The sequence below is a fragment of the Vibrio sp. E150_011 genome (genome assembly GCF_053544015.1).
Genome location: NZ_JBHFOL010000005.1, coordinates 55182 through 72181, shown reverse-complemented (window position 1 = coordinate 72181; position 17000 = coordinate 55182). Strand labels below are relative to the sequence as shown.

Below are 17000 nucleotides of genomic sequence, written 5' to 3'. Positions count from 1 at the left end.
AGGAACGCGTATGAAAAGGATTATTCATTTACTGGCTTTTGTGTGTGGTTATCTCGCTACATTTGGGGTATCCGCCGCGCAAGATCAGCCTAACATCTTTGTCATTTTTACCGATGATGTCGGCATCTCGAACTTAAGCGCTTACCACAACGGCGTCATGAGTAGCGATACACCAAATATCGACAGCATCGCCGAAAAAGGCATGTTGCTAACCGATTATTACGCTCAGCCATCGTGTACGGCGGGACGTTCTGCTTTTCTAACCGGACAATTACCCGTGAGAACGGGCTTACATTCCGTTGGGCTGCCTGGCGGACCTGTCGGTCTAAACCCAGATACACCTACCCTGCCGGAAATATTGCGCGAGCTTGGTTATACCACGGGTCAATTCGGGAAAAACCACTTGGGTGACCGAGACGAATTCCTTCCTACGATGCATGGTTTTGATGAGTACTGGGGCTGGCTGTACCATCTCAATGCAATGGAATATACCGAAGATCCAGATTGGCCTAAAGATGAAGCGTTTCAAAAATTTGCACCCAGAAACGTCATTCACGCAACGTCAGACGGTAAAGGTGGCCAGACAATTGAAGACGATGGCAGATTGACCAAAGAACGAATGCGAACGCTGGACGACGAGGTCAACAAGCACACAATAAGATTTATTGAGCAAGCCGTTAAAGATGAAAAGCCGTTCTTTACATGGTACTGCCCTTCAAGAGGCCATGTTTGGACACACCTATCACCAAAATACGAAGCCATGCTGGGCCAAAACGGTTGGGGACTTCAAGAAGTGGTGATGAAGGATCTCGATGACCACGTCGGTGAAATGCTCGCCAAAATCGAAGAACTCGGCATCGCAGATAACACTATTATCATTTTCACCGCCGACAACGGACCCGAAATAATGACATGGCCGGACGGCGGCATGACACCCTTTCACGGAGAGAAAGGCACAACGTGGGAAGGCGGCGTTCGAGCGCCATTTCTTGTCCAATGGCCCGCTAAAATCCCCGCCAATACCGTAAATAATGGCATTGTTGATGGTATGGACCTGTTGCCAACTCTTGTTGCCGCAGCCGGTGGTCCCTCTGATCTCAAACAACAAATGCTTAAGGGCTTCAAAGGCTATAAAGCGCACTTAGATGGCTACAATCAAATGCCGTTGCTCACGGAAGGGAAACCTTCAAACCGAAAAGAAATCTATTACTACGAAAGAGATAAGTTACAAGCCGTTCGTGTTGGTGACTGGAAGGCGCACTTTGTCGTGCAGAATGAAGGTTGGAGTGGCGCAAAAGAAGAGCTTAACGCACCGTTGTTGTTCAATTTACGTCGCGACCCTTACGAAAGAGCGGCCGAAGAGTCTGGAATGTACATTAAGTGGATGGGCGAAAAAATGTGGGCCTTTGGACCAGCCCAAGCCGCTGTCGCGCAGCTCTTAGCTACATTTGAGGAGTGGCCACCGGTTACCTCCCAACAAGAAGGGGTTGATGCATCAGGGCTTGGACGCTAACCTCTGATTTAATCGACACGTATGTCTAATAAAAAAGGCTACCTGGTAGCCTTTTTTTGTACTTACCAGATTTGGTTACAGGTTTAATTGGTCGCTTTCACACCAATAATTTGCTTTGTATTTGTCATCGCATCGCTTAGTAAAACTCGATCTTTTTGTAGTGCACAGATCAACGTTGCGCCTAGCCAATTTCCGTAAAGCATTCTTGATGTGATATAGGGCTCGTCGATAGTAAAATCGCCCGTTTGATTACCCATATCAAAAAAATCGCTCATACGCGCAATGATTTTTTCAGATCCGATTGCCAACTCGTTTTGCATGCTCGATGAGGTGCCTGACATTTCTCCCGCTAACTTAACGACCAAGCATTGAATTTGAAAGTCTTCGGTCACTTTAGATTGTGACCAAAACTCAAAATAGTTAATCACACGCTCAGGGAATGAAAATGCGGCGTCATCAAGATATTGATTTAAAATCTCGAGATGTTCTTCAAAGTAATTATCTAGCAGTACCCGTCCAAAATCTTCTTTAGACTTAAAGTGATGATAAAACGAACCTTTCGTCCCATTCGCTTCTTGAATAATTTTCATTATTCCAATGCCAGCGTAACCATGTTCACTGATTAAGCGAAAACCGGCATCAAGTAAAGCCTGTTTTAAATCAACCATTATTGGGCTCCTAAATCTTGGTCTTTCGCACAGTATAAAACGCCACATACCGACCGTCCAGTCTATATTCGTATTACCAAAGAGTTATCAATTACGATGTTCCCCCCTCTCATTGGTTAAAAGGTCGTCATAGGTACAAAAAGGCGCACATACTAGGTGACAACAAGCAATGGGTGATCACGAACAACGACATCGTGACCACCCCGTTTCTTTTATAATTATTGACTTTGGTAGGTCTATTTTTCGTTACAAAGAGGATGACTATTTAACGACTTCAAACGGGTTCCATTTGTCATCGACAGGGATAATATTGTACGTCTCTTCATGGCGTTGGTAGTCCTTCATCATTTCATTAAATAATTCTGGATATTGGCGACGTAAATCGTTTTGCTCTGCTGGGTCTAACTTAGTATTGTAAAGATGCCATTCATTATCACCGCCCATTCCAGATGAAATTCTTATAATTTTATGGTCACCTTTCAACAGCATGCCACTTCCAAAGAGTTCGAAACCGATTGGATTTTGTGATGAGTGAACCTCTTTCTGCTTACCCGCCATAAATGGCAACAAACTAACACCACTCATAGGCGCTACCTCTCGGCCTTTATATTCGGTTCCAGGGTGCTTAATATTTGCAATGTCTAGAATCGTCGCTGCGACATCTTTTACTTGCGACATACTGTTAGTTTGCGTCCCTGCTGCCAACGCGCCTTCTGCGCCAAGCACACCTTTTGGTGGCTTAACTATAAACGGCACACGAATGCCACCTTCTGCCGTATAAACTTTAAACCAAGATAACCCACCAGTAGATGCATTGGCCCATTCAGGCCCAAGTGACACACTTGAATTTTCGTTGCCGATATTATCTGTCGAGTTATCGAAATGGTGCTCAGTCCATGTACGAATTAAATCGCTCATGTTTTCACCGGTCACGTCTGCGGCTTCTGGTCCATTATCCGCAAGATAAATAATGTAGGTATTATCATATTCACCAATGTCTTTAAGGTAGTCGGTGATCTGGCCTATTTGCTGGTCTTGAAGCTCCATCATACCCATGGCCACCGCCATCTTTTTACCATACCAAGCCTGTTCTTTGTCCGTTAATGAATCCCAAGGTCGACTCATGCTGTTTCGGCTTGCCATTGATGCGTCATTAGGTATGACACCTAGCGCCTTCATTTTATTAAAGCGATCTTCTCGTATTGTGTCCCAACCGTGTTCTACGTAATAATCAATCTTATCTTGGTAGGTATGCTCTGGGGCTTGCAACGGCAAGTGTATTGCGGTGAACGGTACGTAGGCTAAAAATGGTTTACCATCTTCTTTATTTTTATCAATCATTTTGATGATTTCATTGGTATACACTTGATCGGAATACTCACCTTTGTATTGATCCTTTACTGCTTCACCATTTCGATATAATTGCTCTTGCTCAATACCGGGCATCTGGCCTTTTTGTAACGCTTCAGCGGTTGCGGCACTTTTCGCTGGGAACATCATATTGCGGTTAAAGTGATTGGATCCACCGGCTAATATACCGTAGCTCTCCCCAAACCCCCGGTCGTCGGGTAGGAAACCATCCTCGTGTCCTAGGTGCCATTTACCGGCTAGATATGTGTGGTAACCATTATCGTTCAGCAGCGTTGATACCGTGAGTCCTTTTTTAGTTAAATATCCTTCATAGCCAGGTTTACCAATCGAGTCAGGATAGACGGCATAGTCAAACGTCCCTAGTCCCACCTCATGATTATTCGCTCCAGTTAACATCATAGAGCGAGTAACTGACGACGTGGGAGAGGCGTGAAAATTAGTAAATTTAATCCCCTCTTCTGCCAACGCCATCAAATTGGGCGTATTGACTTCAGAGCCATAAGGCTGCGTGTCAGCAAACCCGACATCATCACCGACAATAATGACGATATTTGGCTTATCTGGATCTTGAGATGCAGAAACGCTACTAGAGGCGGCCAATATAGCGGAACAGACAATAGACTTATTTAATGGTACCATTATGTTTACCTTAATAAATAATTGAAACGTAATTGTGAATAACTAAGTTAATATCAATGAGCGGCCTGAGACATCCAGTGCAATAAATCCAGAGCTGGCAGATAGTTTTGATTCGCCGCCTTACCTAGCCAAGAGACCGCTTTTTTATAGTTCTGAGCAACCCCATTTCCCGAGGCAAAAAGAAGCGCTAACTGAGTCTGAGCTTCTGGGTTTCCAGCATCTGCAGCCACTTGAAACCAATGGGCGGCTTTCGTTGAATTTTGTTCAACGTTATTGCCCTGCAAATACATATTTGCCAACTTAATTTGTGCCTTTTGATGCCCGTTATAGGCATTAGTGAGCACTAACGTAGCGTCTGTTATCTTTTTTTTATGACTTGCACAATTAGGCGCACCGCTACCTATAACTGTTGTATTACAATCCAGGTTTACTGCATTTAAATGATCCTCATCACTAATAACGCAGTAAGCGACACTCAATATCACACAGAAAGCCAATAACATATAAATCAATTTATTGAACAATTGAACTACCTTTAAGACCACTATTAAAATAATAAATAGCTGTTAACGATGGGTGTTGAAAATATGAAAGTGTCAGTACCAAACATTTAAAAACAGGCCAACACTTCATAACAGCCAATCCATTGACTTAATTTAATGAATACTTAAACTGCAGACTCAATAATATGTTCTATTTTTTCTTCAGGCATTGGGTAAAATTGAAAACTGATGTCTTTTTTTACTGCTTCGACAATAGCAACTTTATCTTGCTCACTGATAGACCAAAGAGCAAAGCTCGTCATCGCTCCGATCTCCGCTTGAAATTGTTTTATGAACCCCGTTACGCGCTGCAGCACCATTTCATCGGTGCCCGTTGTATCAACATTCAATGCGCGGGCTAATTTCTTCGCCTTGTTCAAATAAAACTCAGGTAATGCCTCCATGACAAGTGGCAACAACACAGTATTCGCATCGCCATGAGGGATATGACTGATCGCGCCAAACGCATGAGCGACGTTATGAATTGGAATGCCGCCCAACGAAGAATAGAAAGCTGAAATAGCCATGGTACTGGCCTGTAATAGGTTTGCTCTGGCTGGAATGTTGTCGGCATCCACTAATACCTTCGGCAAGTTCTCTATAATCAGTGACGCAGCATGAAGACTAAATGCATCGGTTATTGGGTTACTCACCGGTGACACGATAGCTTCTAGGGCATGTGTTAACGCATCCATTCCCGTTGAACGAGTCAATGCGGCTGGAAGCTTTACCGTCAATAATGGGTCAAGTACCGCAATGTCTGCCTCAATACCTGATACAACAAGACTCGCCTTAATATTTTCGTGTTCATTAAAGAATACAGCAATAGGAGAAGCCTCTGCACCTGTACCTGCCGTCGTTGGTACTGCGATATGAGGGACCGTTATATCTTCGTTGTTGGGCCAAATTTCCATATGCCCCCCACCAGCAATGACCTCACGAATATCGTTCACGCCTTTATGCAAAGCGTATTTCACACCTTTCGAGGCATCAATCACACTACCGCCACCAATGGCTAGGATGGCATCCGCTTCGATTGACTGAGTAAACCTAATCGCGGCGTTAATATTGTCGCAAGTCGCATCTGGCTGGATATCCGTATAAATACCAACAATTTCAACGTCTGATTGTGATTCAAATATAGAATTAAAACGCTCAACAAACCCGAGCGACTCTAAACCTTTATCGGTAAATAACACCACTCGCTTAGCCTCTAAACGGTGGAACAACGCTGGAATATCCGTAATGCCGTTTTCTTTTGCATGAATAATGGTTTTAAGGTCAAACGTATAATTAGTCGTACTCATGATATTGCCCTCATTAAATTGATAACAACACAATACCACAACAAACCGGTCGGTCTACTTGTTTAATGTCAATTATACGTCAAGGATGACATTCGATGACAATATAAAAATCAGAAAAAAATAAGGTCTAGAGAACAAACATTCTCTAGACCTTATTAATCTATATGATAGTTACACCGGGATTTATCTCGGCATAGTATTATCTAAGATGTGCCGGCACTTTATTTTTATCTCTATTAAGATAATAGAATAAGTATGCTAATGAATAAATAGTGACAAACGCGTCAAGTGCAAATACCCCACTCCAACCATAAAACCATTCGTAATCATTAATACAAACATTGTATAAAAACAAACCAACAAACATTGCTTTTTCAAAACCACTATAGATCATCGTCGATGTGCGTAGTTGTTTGTATTTAGCAGAGAACATGAGTAGTACACCAATACAGCCAACCATCACTCCCCAGTGTTGATAGGTCGCCTGCAAGTATTCTTTATTTTGCATCATTCCTTCAGAGTAAAAAAATAGATTTTGCATACTCCACTCTGGTGCCAAAAATGTTACAAATGCTGTTGCGGTTAATGCTCCGGTGATGATTAAATACGCTTTCATCGTTTTTTCAAAAAACTGCTCTAACATGTCATTGACCTTATTACTAAACAGATGGGATGTGTTATTGACCGACAAGGCTCAATACTGCGGATTTAAAGGCATTATCGCCTTGAGTAAACAAGTATTTCACTTGATGTTCAGACCCACTTTGTAATACCGTTTTAGCATGAGAAAATGTGAGAAAACCTTCATGCCCATGGTAATGCCCTTTTCCAGATTCACCGATCCCACCGAAGGGGGCGTCATCAACCGCAAGGTGAAAAACGCAGTCATTGATGCACATTCCTCCTGAATGTATCGTCGTTTTAACTCTATATTGTAGGTCTGTATCAAATGACATGAGGTACAACGCTAAAGGTCGCGGTTTATCGGTAATGAGCGCCAACGCTTGGTCAATATGTTGATAACTGATCACGGGTAGTAAAGGTCCGAAAATTTCTTCCGTCATCACATTCGATTGCAAATCAGGATTGATGATGAGTTGCGTCACCAAACGATTCTGAGAGCTCTGAACATCATTGGGGTGACAAGGCTCTATACGGGTTCCAGCTTTACGCTCTTCATTCAATAATCGATCAATTCGTGCATATTGGCGACGGTTAGCAAGCGATGTTAAATTATCTGAATCTACGCCATCGGGAAATAAATTCGTATACTGTCGTTGATACTCTGCAATAAAAGCGTCTTCTTTGACTTCTGGCAGCAATACATAGTCTGGCGCAACACACACTTGCCCATTGTTTAAACTTTTTCCATATATAATCCGTTCGACCGCCAATTCCATCGACACATCATCAGCAATGAGCACCGGTGATTTCCCCCCTAATTCAAGCGTTACAGGCGTCAAATTTGGTGAAGCGGCTTTCATCACCAATCGTCCAACCGAGGTAGAACCAGTAAACAACAAGTGGTCAAATGGCATTGCAGTAAACGCACTTGCCACCTCCGTTTCACCTTCCACTACGACGACTTCTTGGTGGGTAAATACTTGTGCGAGTATGCATCGAAGTACCTGGTTGGTATGGGGAGTAAATTCGCTCATTTTAATCATGGCACGATTACCCGCCGCCACGGCAGAAATCAAGGGGCCAACGGAAAGCATGATGGGAAAATTCCAAGGTGTCACAATCCCGACCACCCCCATCGGTTGATAGATCACCTCAACCGTAGAGGTAGACAGCAGCGGCCCAGCACTTCGAACCGAAGGTGCCATCCAATCTTGAAGGTGAGTAACCGTATGATCGATATTTCCAATACAAGGTAAGACATCGGCAACGAGAGTGTCTTGTTTACTGCGTTGACCATAATCAAGATTCATTGATTCACATATGTCTTCACTGTGCTGAATCAGACTATTTTTCAACGCGGTAAGCTTCTCAATACGTTCTTCAAACGAAGGCATAGGGCTGCCCATAAATGCGCTCTGCATGGCTTCCAGTGAACATTCCATATTCTCGATTGTCGTGTTATGAGTCATTGTGTCACCTTCATTGTTGAGTTGATGTCACTATACACACAACAAACCGGTCGGTCTAGTTTTATATTTCAAGACATAGAATCACTATTACTGGATGACTCACCAAACATTGCTGATTACCGAAAATGTGGGCGGAGACAAAGAATCAGATAAATGCCAAGGGTTTGATTAAATTCCTAGAGGTTCATCGTGCTATGTCATTAGAATAGTTCTAAACTACACTTAACTAATCAGTTAGTTATCTATGTTTACTTGTGGAGGTCATTGTATGATCAGTACTACTTTCATCGTCAGCTTTATCGGCCAAGCGACCCCAACCACGATTCAAAATTTAGCGGCTATTACCCATGAAAATGATGGTAAATGGCTAGTGAGCAAGGTCAATTTCTTAGAAAATCATGTCTCTGCGGTTATCAAAGTAGAACTACCGAGTGAAAATCAGGAGGTGGTTAAACGTGCCTTTCAAGACTATCCAAACCTTACTGTTCAGATTACAGACACTGACCCACATATTCATGATCAAGAAACCATTTATCACTTACGCTTAGATGCCAATGATCGTTCTGGGATTGTCAACGAGATCACCCAATATCTCGACGCCCAAGACATTCGTATATTAGACATGGACTGCCATCGTGTCTTTTTAGCGGGAGGGGGCGGTATCAGCTCAAGTCTGTTCACGGCAAACATTGCTCTCAAGATCCCGCAGGCCATGAAAATAAGTGATATTGCTAATGAGCTTGAAGCGCTGAGTGAAGACACTCGAGTCATAATGGAATCTTAATACCCCAGCATGTTAGAAAGCAAAACGCAGCCACAATAATGGCTGCGTTTTTAATTTAATGTCGCGGGTTATCACCTAGGGTCACTGATTGTTTAACCAATATCACATTACAATCGGTTTTCACCAAAGCCGAAGGCAATAATCTGGCTGATTTCGGATAGTGACCGCCCAGATTCCTGTTGCCAATCTGCAAACGCAGAGTTGGCCGCTTTCAAGGCTCTTTTAGTGCCTTTCCCTGAATCGATCACTTGCGTATTTCTCAAATAGTTTTCAACGTCAGAGGACAAAATAAACGTATCGACACCGAGTTGACGCAGTGCGTACGGGCCGGTATTCCCCCCTAGCCTCGCGCCATGTTTTTTTAAGTACAGCCATAACTCCACCATCGACTCCGACGGCCAATTGGCAACCATATCGGCAAAAGAATCATGCTCAAAACGCGCTGATTGAATCATCTGTGCGTTAACTGGTATTGACATTACTTTCATAAGATGACGAATAATTCGAGGGTCTTGAGCTTTTTGCTCCCAGTGTTCATCAGAAAGCATTAGCAACGGATCAACTCGAAATTGGAAAAACACGTCTTCAAAATTAGCCCATTTATTACGAACAACCTGCCAAGAAATACCACATTGAAATACTTTCATAGTAAACGCCGCAAGCCATCTATCATCAGGTATAGCTAACAATTCTGAGGTGCTTAAAGGCTTATTCACTAATGACTCTAGTGCTATTTCACCACCTTTACGCTCAGCTGCGCGGGCATAAATCGAAGAAAACTTTTCCATATCACCATTCAATTCGTTGATTTATTTGCTCGTACTATAACACGCATTGGTAACGCAATTTTGAGCCCCACTTTAATCTGATTGTGTTTTAAATCCGTATGACTATTCCAGCACGGCTACACAACCGCTGCTACGCTAGTAAAGCGCAGTAATAATCGAGTCATCACCAGACCCTATCCGGGATGGTGCTGACTTCCGATTCCAAAGATAACAAGGATGGTTCATGAAATTTTTTCTGCTGATTGCACTTTTTACTTCGCCAGTTTTTGCCGAACAATATGGACGCGCGGAAATAAACGGTGAAGTCGAATGGGTACGCATCGCCTCCGGTGAAACAATGGACGTGTTGACCTCCACGCCTTTCTCGTCGTTTGACGTAAAGGCAACCGTTCCATACCAAAAAAGCCAGTTACGCCCTCCCATCGACAACGGCAACGTCTTCGCTGTTGGCCTGAACTTTCGTAGTCACGCAGGTAATGCTGGAGAAAAAAAACCTGAGATATTTTTCAAATCAGCGCCATCAATACGGGTAGATGGCGATATCGTATTGCCAACTGACGCTCGCAATGTTCATTTTGAGGGCGAGTTAGTTATTGTGATAGGTAAACTTTGCGACGCGGTCGAGGCACAACAGGCAAAACACTGTGTATTTGGATACACCGTAGGGAATGATTTAACGGAACGCAGTTGGCAGTCCAGTGACCTGCAATGGTGGCGAGCAAAAGGGGCCAAAGACTTTGGACCCGTTTCTGCCCTCATTCAAACGAATCTAGACATCTCGAATCAAGCCATCACCACGACTCTCAATGGTAAAGTTGTGCAACAAGAGAGCTTAGAAAACATGATCCACGATGTCGAGGCGATTGTCTCTTACATCAGCCAGTATATTCCTTTACGACCAGGGGATTTAATCTTTGCTGGTACTCCCGGCAGAACACGAGCCCTTCAAGCCAATGATACGGTAAGCGTTAGTATTGACGGTATAGGTGAAGTCACCAATACCATTCGTCGTTAATTGGAGCAAACAGACAAAGACAACTTAGTCGATTGTTATCAAATGATAAACCGCCAATACAAGTGCCTGAGCCGTCCATTCATATGTCGACCACATGATTGGACGTTCGCGTCATCAGGCCTTACTTTCGGCGTACTCTACGCCCAAAGACTTGTAGCTATCGATAACTTCTTGTCGTCGATAACAATCTTTGCTGTGGTCATTAATGAGGCCCGCGGCTTGGAGGTATGCATAAATAATGGTCGAGCCAACAAACTTGAATCCTCGCTTCTTCAGGTCTTTGCTTAGTGCATCCGATACTGGCGTGGTTACAGGGTAGTCTTCCAGTTTATCCCAGTTGCTAACCAGCACTTTGTTGTCGACAAACGACCACACATATCGGTAAAACGACCCAAACTCGTGCTGGATTTCAATAAAAAGCTGAGCATTTGTCACCGTCGATTTTATTTTGAGTTTATTACGAATAATCCCTGTATCTTCGATTAGCCTTGCTTCATCTTGTTCGGTAAACTTTGCCACCTTTTCTACATCAAAGTTAGCGAAGGCTTTGCGGTACCCTTCACGTCGCTTCAATATCGTATACCAGCTCAGCCCCGCCTGTGCAGATTCCAGTACCAGAAATTCAAACAAGGTCCTATCGTCCAACACTGGGACGCCCCATTCCTTGTCGTGATAATCGACATAGTCCGCTTTTGTTTGGTCGAGCCAAGGACAACGTTTGCACATAATTATTCCTTAAACGAGTTCACTTATGTTAATACAGTGAATATTCATGACGCTACGATATTTCTACTTTAATACATCGGCCTAATTATTACATCGACCCATTTACCGTTACATAAAAAATAACACTGCCACCTTATTAGGTGGCAGTGTTTCGATAGTCACTCAAAGGATTCCGTGTGTGTTAAATCACTTTCACACGATGGAATAATCGATAAAGTACCGGCACGACGATTAACGTCAACACCGTCGCAAAGCCCAGACCAAACATTATCGTTACCGCCATGGGTTTAAAAAAGATGTCAGGCAGCAAAGGGATCATCCCCAATATCGTCGTAATTGCCGCCATACAAACCGGACGCACCCGACTTAATGCCGCGTCGACAACCGCTAAATACGGCTCTTTTCCTGATTTAATCTCTATCTCTATTTGATCAAGGAGTACAATACCATTTTTCAACACCATTCCAGATAAGCTCAAAAACCCGAGCAAAGCCATGAAACCAAATGGCGTGTTTAAGGCAAGTAAACCCGTTGTCACTCCAATTATGGCAAGTGGCACGGTCAACCAGACAATCAGCGCTTCTTTTACCGCGTTAAACAAGAAAATGGTGATCAAAAACATAAACAAGTAACCCATCGGCATGGTTTGGAACAATGAAGCCTGGGCGTCACCAGACGATTCATATTCCCCACCCCATTCCAAGAAGTAACCAGGAGGTAGCTCGATAGATTCAATCTGTGACTGAATACGTTTTTGTAATGTTGCGGCCGTTTCTTCTCCTAAAAGATCAGGGTCAGCCATCACGGTAAGCATTCTTTTGCGGTTTTTACGAACGATAATCGGGTCTTCCCAGCGAATGTCATACCCTTGCGTCACTTGTTGAAATGGAATAAATTCCGACAAGGCTGGGCTCCAGATCATCATGCCTTCGATATTACGAATGTCGACACGCTCTTCATCCGGAAGGCGCGCGACAATCGGCATGAGTGTTGTTCCATCACGATACAACCCAACGGATTTACCCGAAAAAGACATCATCAGTACATCATCGACATCAGACTTGGTAATCCCATAACGTCGCGCTTGGCTCTCGTTAAAAATAGGTTCCAGAACCTTCGTTCGTTCTCTCCAGTCATGGCGAATGTTAAAGGCTCCAGGGTCGGCGTACATAATGTCCATCACCTGTGTTGCAATGCCTCGCAGTACGGTAGGGTCAGAGCCAATGATACGCGCCTCAATTTTGGCGCCGCCGCCTGGACCCAACTCGATCTGTTTCAGCTTATAATTGATTTCAGGAAATGTACTATCGACATAAGACCGAAAACGCGTCATTAGCGGCTCTAACTGTTCGTAGCTTTTCGCCCTCGTTGTGATCTCTCCATACGCCGCGTAGCTTTTTTCCGGCGAGTACGTGAGCATAAAACGCTGTAAGCCTTTACCTGCCGTCGTCGTGATATGAGCGGTCTCTGGTTGCTCTGCAATCCAACGCTCTAACACCTCAAGCTTAGTATTGGTCGCTCGAATATCGGTCCCCTCAGGTAACCAAACATCCACCTGAAACATGGGTGTCGTTGATGCAGGGAAGAATGATTGCTTCACTTTCGTGAACCCATACAAGCTTCCAGCCAGACAAACAATCAGGAAAACCACGGTTAACCAAGCACGATGCATACAAAACTCTAAGAATTTTCGGTACATCGTAAAGACGAAGCCATTATAAGGATCATTGCCCTCGCCTCCCTCTTCCCCACCTTTGATTTTTTGTCCCCGAAAGAACATATCAGCAAAAAATGGCGTCAATGATATTGCGGTAAACCAACTCAACATCAATGAAATCAACAGTACGGAAAATAACGTTCCACAATATTCACCCGTAGAGTCTTCAGACAGTCCAATTGGCGCGAAAGCCGTCACGGCAATAACCGTTGCACCCAATAACGGCCACTTTGTTTGGGTCACAATGTCGGTCGCGGCTTGAAGCCTTGTCCTCCCGCGCTGGGTTCCAATTAAGATCCCTTCCACCACCACAATGGCATTGTCCACCAGCATCCCCAAGGCTATGACTAACGCCCCTAGCGATATCCGTTGTAGATCTATCGCCATATATTGCATAAAAATAAAGGTGCCCAATACAGTAAGCAACAGTATCAAGCCAATTAATAACCCGGAACGAAGTCCCATGAAAAATAGTAAGACGATGATGACAATGGCCACCGCTTGCCCCAAGCTCACGACAAAGCCGCGTACCGATTTATCCACTTCCTTAGGCTGGCTGTACACTTCCGAAATATCGATACCGACCGGCTGTTGAAACTTCAGTTCAGCTAAGCGACGGTCAAAGCGTTCGCCGACTTCAACTACGTTGACTCCCGTAGCAAAAGACACGCCGACATTAAGGGCAACCTCGCCATTGAAATTGACAATATTGGTAGGCACTTCAATGAAGCCACGTTTAATATTGGCCACATCTTTTAGGTAAATGAGCCCTTCTGCCCCGCCTTCGGTCAAGATTAAGTCGCCTAGCTCGCCAACGTCGGTAAATTCACCCGTTGGTTGAATTCGGATGTATTCGTTTCCTATCCTCGTCGCACCAGCATCCGAGACAATGTTTTGTGTTTGCAATAAGTTAAAAATCGTACTTGGCGCAATACCCAAGGCGCTAATACGCTTAATTGAAATTTCTATGAAGACTTGTTCTTGTTGCTGCCCCGTCACAGAGACCTTACTTACGCCATCAATCAGCTCTAGCTCTCGGCGTAAATAATCCACGTAATCGGAAATTTCCTTATAGCTGTATCCTTCACCAGTGAGCGCAAGCAGCACCCCGTAAACATCACCAAAATCATCAATAACCGTTGGATCATTCACCCCTGGCGGAAGAGAGCCTTTTAAATCGTTAACTTTACGTCGCAATTCATCCCATATTTGCGGTAAATCATCAGGGCCATAATTGTTTTTCATTGTCACTGTGATTTGAGAAAGTCCGCGACTAGAAATAGAGTTGATCTCATCCACATAGGTTAACTGTTGGATGGCCTTTTCAATGGGGTAAGTCACTTCCTCTTCAACTTGCTGAGGCGTTGCGCCTGGGTATGAGGTCACAACCATTGCGTCTTTAATCGTAAAGGCTGGATCTTCCAATCGCCCTAAGTCAAAAAAAGCAGACACGCCGCCGATCAAAAAGATCAATGACAACATCCAACTGATCACCTTGTTACGAATAAAATAGGCCGCTACACCGGTAATCTCATCGTCGCTTTGAGGCAAAGACTTCTTTTCTTCTTGGCTCATTACATCGCCTCCTGCGGTAATACTTCTACTTCCATGCCATCTCGTAACCTGGCAACACCTGCAATCACAATCACTTGAGCGTTATCAAGTCCCTCAAGGATTTGAATCGTCGAACGCGATACTTTACCGGTCAGTACTTTTTGTTTCGTCACGGTGTTATCGCTATTCAGTACCCAAACAAATTTGTCCAAGTCATCAAGCATATCGCCATCTTGGTTAAACACCGCTTCAATCGGCACACTAACGCCCATATCCAACTTAAGTCCGATATCTTTAGCTTTAGAAGTCACATCCACAGCCATGCCATCGAGTATGTATTCATCTTTAGGCATAGGCAGAATGAGCGTTGCCGTGAACGTCCCTAACGCTGGATCTGGCTGGGTAGTAAACTCTTTGAGTCGTGCCGTATATTCATTCCCAGATGGAACCCGTATGATGGCTTCTATATGATCAATATCATTATCTTTAGGCTGATTCAGCGAAAAGCTATCAGGCAGTTGAACGATAATTTCCACTTCTTCAACACTGTGAATATTCACCACTTGTTGCCCTATTTGAATATTTTCAAATTGCTCAGCAGATACACGAGAAATGACACCATCGACAGGCGCAACGAGCTGGGTGAATGACAGGCGCAATTTTGCAAGGTCAAACTCGGCACGAGCATAGGCGCGCTGCGCGGCAATTTCATCAAACTGAGACTTCGCCAATAACCCTTTTTTAACCAACGGGCTAGAGCGGCGATACTGGCTGTCAATAACGGCATACCTTGCTTGTGCATTATCCACATCTAATTGAAAGTCAGTCGGTTCCAAGGTGGCTAATATGTCTCCTTTTTTTACAAAGTCGCCTTCTTTTAAAGTGATATTATTAATTTCACCAGCGACACGAAAGCTAAGATGAGAACGATCAGCAGCTGACGCCAGTGCCGGGAAATATAACTGACTTTTGAGCTCAGACTTTCCAATCTCCGTTACCTTCACCTTAGGGATATCATGCCTCTCTTCTATCGATGCTTTATCACAACCAACGACGAATAGAGCGGCACAAAGAAGAGTCGCGAATCGATAAATTCTCATAATCCTCTCTCCTTAATCCACTCTCGGACCTGAATGCCAGGCTTAATGCTTTGAACGCCCGAGATGACAATTTTATCTCCATCTTCAAGCCCAGAAATAACTTGTCGTTTGTCATTCAATTCCACTGCAACCTTCTCAACAATGCCGCCACTCCTCACTCTCCAAACACACTGCTTATCGTTCTCCATGAAAAGGGCAGACACTGGAATGACGGTTGCTGCCGTACTACGAGCCAATATTCGGACCTGCCCAACCATTCCAGGCAATACACCAATGTCAGAGGGGCGTGCCATTATCATGGTCACTTTATAAGTCCCAGTCTTAGGGTCAGCCTCGGTATCGATTTCTTGAAATGTCAGTTTGTATTCATTACTAGGAAAGGCATCAAATGCCATCGACGCGTCGATTTGATGATCCCCTTGAAACCGGTTTAATAAATAGTCCGGTAATTGAAATATAACCTTGAGCAACTGGTTCGATTGAATGTTCATCACGCCTTCTTTGGCTTGGATGTATTCATAATTATCGGCAGGAATAATCGAAATGGTTCCATTGTACGGAGCAACTAAAGTGGTGTAGTCAAGATTTGCCTGAGCTTGAGACCAACCTGCTTTTGCTGATTTCATATTGGCATTGGCTTGATCGTAATCCTGCTCCGATACCACCTGACTTTTGCGAAGTTTTAATGCACGCTGGTATTGTACATCTGCCAAACGGAAGTTGGCTTTCGCTTGCTTCTCTAACAACTGATACTCATCAGGGTCAAGGCTCGCGAGTCGATCACCTTTCTTCACTTGTTGCCCTGAGCGTACAAAAAGATTATCCAACTGTCCTGGCACTCGAAACGCCAACACTGCTTTATCGCCCGCTTCAGACGTTGCAGGAAACGTACGCTCGAACTGGCTGTTTCCAACTGAAACAGAAAACAATTTTGCAGGGCGCGACTCGGGTTCAGGGATGGGGGGAGGGGCTTTTCCACAGGCACTAAGCACTGTTACCACTAGAAATAATGCCGATAACTTCATGTTCATTCTTCAACTACCATGTTCTGCTTGTCATTAAAAAATAGTCTAGAGCAACAAGTATTACCAGCAAGTCACTAATTATTAATAGTTTTTAGCAGTAAATCATAGATAGCTTGCTAACCGAATCGTTGTTATCGATTATCCACGGTTTTAGTTGT

The 17000-nt window shown here is 44.0% G+C and carries 14 protein-coding genes; 3 read left to right on the top strand and 11 right to left on the bottom strand.

What is annotated here, in order from left to right; translation table 11 throughout:
* Nucleotides 1-10 precede the first annotated feature (10 nt).
* Nucleotides 11-1513 carry an arylsulfatase gene (locus ACE1OE_RS10205; protein ID WP_449210950.1) on the top strand — a complete coding sequence of 501 codons (1503 nt, stop codon included), beginning with the start codon at nt 11-13 and terminating at the stop codon, nt 1511-1513.
* Nucleotides 1514-1596: 83 nt separating this feature from the next.
* On the opposite strand, the gene ACE1OE_RS10200 is transcribed toward ACE1OE_RS10205, so the two are convergent.
* The 6 genes from ACE1OE_RS10200 to ACE1OE_RS10175 form a co-directional block, all read right to left on the bottom strand.
* Nucleotides 1597-2181 carry a TetR/AcrR family transcriptional regulator gene (locus ACE1OE_RS10200; RefSeq protein WP_449210949.1) on the bottom strand — a complete coding sequence of 195 codons (585 nt, stop codon included), beginning with the start codon at nt 2179-2181 and terminating at the stop codon, nt 1597-1599.
* Between the two features lie 261 nt (nt 2182-2442).
* Nucleotides 2443-4191: an arylsulfatase gene (locus tag ACE1OE_RS10195; protein ID WP_449210948.1), complete on the bottom strand. Its 1749-nt coding sequence runs from the start codon at nt 4189-4191 to the stop codon at nt 2443-2445.
* Nucleotides 4192-4244: 53 nt separating this feature from the next.
* Nucleotides 4245-4715 carry a tetratricopeptide repeat protein gene (locus tag ACE1OE_RS10190; RefSeq protein ID WP_449210947.1) on the bottom strand — a complete coding sequence of 157 codons (471 nt, stop codon included), beginning with the start codon at nt 4713-4715 and terminating at the stop codon, nt 4245-4247.
* A 143-nt stretch (nt 4716-4858) separates the two neighbouring features.
* Nucleotides 4859-6040 carry an iron-containing alcohol dehydrogenase gene (locus ACE1OE_RS10185; RefSeq protein WP_449210946.1) on the bottom strand — a complete coding sequence of 394 codons (1182 nt, stop codon included), beginning with the start codon at nt 6038-6040 and terminating at the stop codon, nt 4859-4861.
* Nucleotides 6041-6239: 199 nt separating this feature from the next.
* The gene (locus tag ACE1OE_RS10180; RefSeq protein ID WP_372060960.1) at nt 6240-6683 is read right to left on the bottom strand and encodes a hypothetical protein; all 444 of its coding nucleotides are present in this window, start codon (nt 6681-6683) and stop codon (nt 6240-6242) included.
* A gap of 34 nt (nt 6684-6717) precedes the next feature.
* Nucleotides 6718-8133 (bottom strand): coniferyl aldehyde dehydrogenase, encoded by a 1416-nt coding sequence (locus tag ACE1OE_RS10175; protein WP_449210945.1) that lies wholly within the window; start codon nt 8131-8133, stop codon nt 6718-6720.
* Nucleotides 8134-8404: 271 nt separating this feature from the next.
* On the opposite strand from ACE1OE_RS10175, the gene ACE1OE_RS10170 reads away from it, so the two are divergent.
* Nucleotides 8405-8917: a glycine cleavage system protein R gene (locus ACE1OE_RS10170; RefSeq protein WP_102471601.1), complete on the top strand. Its 513-nt coding sequence runs from the start codon at nt 8405-8407 to the stop codon at nt 8915-8917.
* A gap of 107 nt (nt 8918-9024) precedes the next feature.
* Here ACE1OE_RS10170 and ACE1OE_RS10165 read toward each other — a convergent pair whose 3' ends face one another.
* Nucleotides 9025-9705: a DNA-3-methyladenine glycosylase I gene (locus tag ACE1OE_RS10165; RefSeq protein WP_449210944.1), complete on the bottom strand. Its 681-nt coding sequence runs from the start codon at nt 9703-9705 to the stop codon at nt 9025-9027.
* 223 nt (nt 9706-9928) lie between these two features.
* On the opposite strand from ACE1OE_RS10165, the gene ACE1OE_RS10160 reads away from it, so the two are divergent.
* On the top strand, nt 9929-10720 hold the full coding sequence (locus ACE1OE_RS10160; RefSeq protein WP_449210943.1) for a fumarylacetoacetate hydrolase family protein: 792 nt from the start codon (nt 9929-9931) through the stop codon (nt 10718-10720).
* A gap of 114 nt (nt 10721-10834) precedes the next feature.
* Here ACE1OE_RS10160 and ACE1OE_RS10155 read toward each other — a convergent pair whose 3' ends face one another.
* From ACE1OE_RS10155 to ACE1OE_RS10140, 4 genes are all read right to left on the bottom strand, one after another.
* Nucleotides 10835-11446, bottom strand: coding sequence for a DNA-3-methyladenine glycosylase I (locus tag ACE1OE_RS10155; protein ID WP_449210942.1), 612 nt, complete (start codon nt 11444-11446; stop codon nt 10835-10837).
* A gap of 181 nt (nt 11447-11627) precedes the next feature.
* Complete coding sequence (locus tag ACE1OE_RS10150; RefSeq protein ID WP_449210941.1) at nt 11628-14738, bottom strand: efflux RND transporter permease subunit; 3111 nt, start codon at nt 14736-14738, stop codon at nt 11628-11630.
* Complete coding sequence (locus tag ACE1OE_RS10145) at nt 14738-15817, bottom strand: efflux RND transporter periplasmic adaptor subunit (RefSeq protein WP_372060954.1); 1080 nt, start codon at nt 15815-15817, stop codon at nt 14738-14740. The genes ACE1OE_RS10150 and ACE1OE_RS10145 overlap by 1 nt, the downstream gene beginning before the upstream one ends.
* The gene (locus ACE1OE_RS10140; RefSeq protein WP_449211096.1) at nt 15814-16842 is read right to left on the bottom strand and encodes an efflux RND transporter periplasmic adaptor subunit; all 1029 of its coding nucleotides are present in this window, start codon (nt 16840-16842) and stop codon (nt 15814-15816) included. Before ACE1OE_RS10140 ends, ACE1OE_RS10145 begins: the two co-directional genes overlap by 4 nt.
* Nucleotides 16843-17000 lie beyond the last annotated feature (158 nt).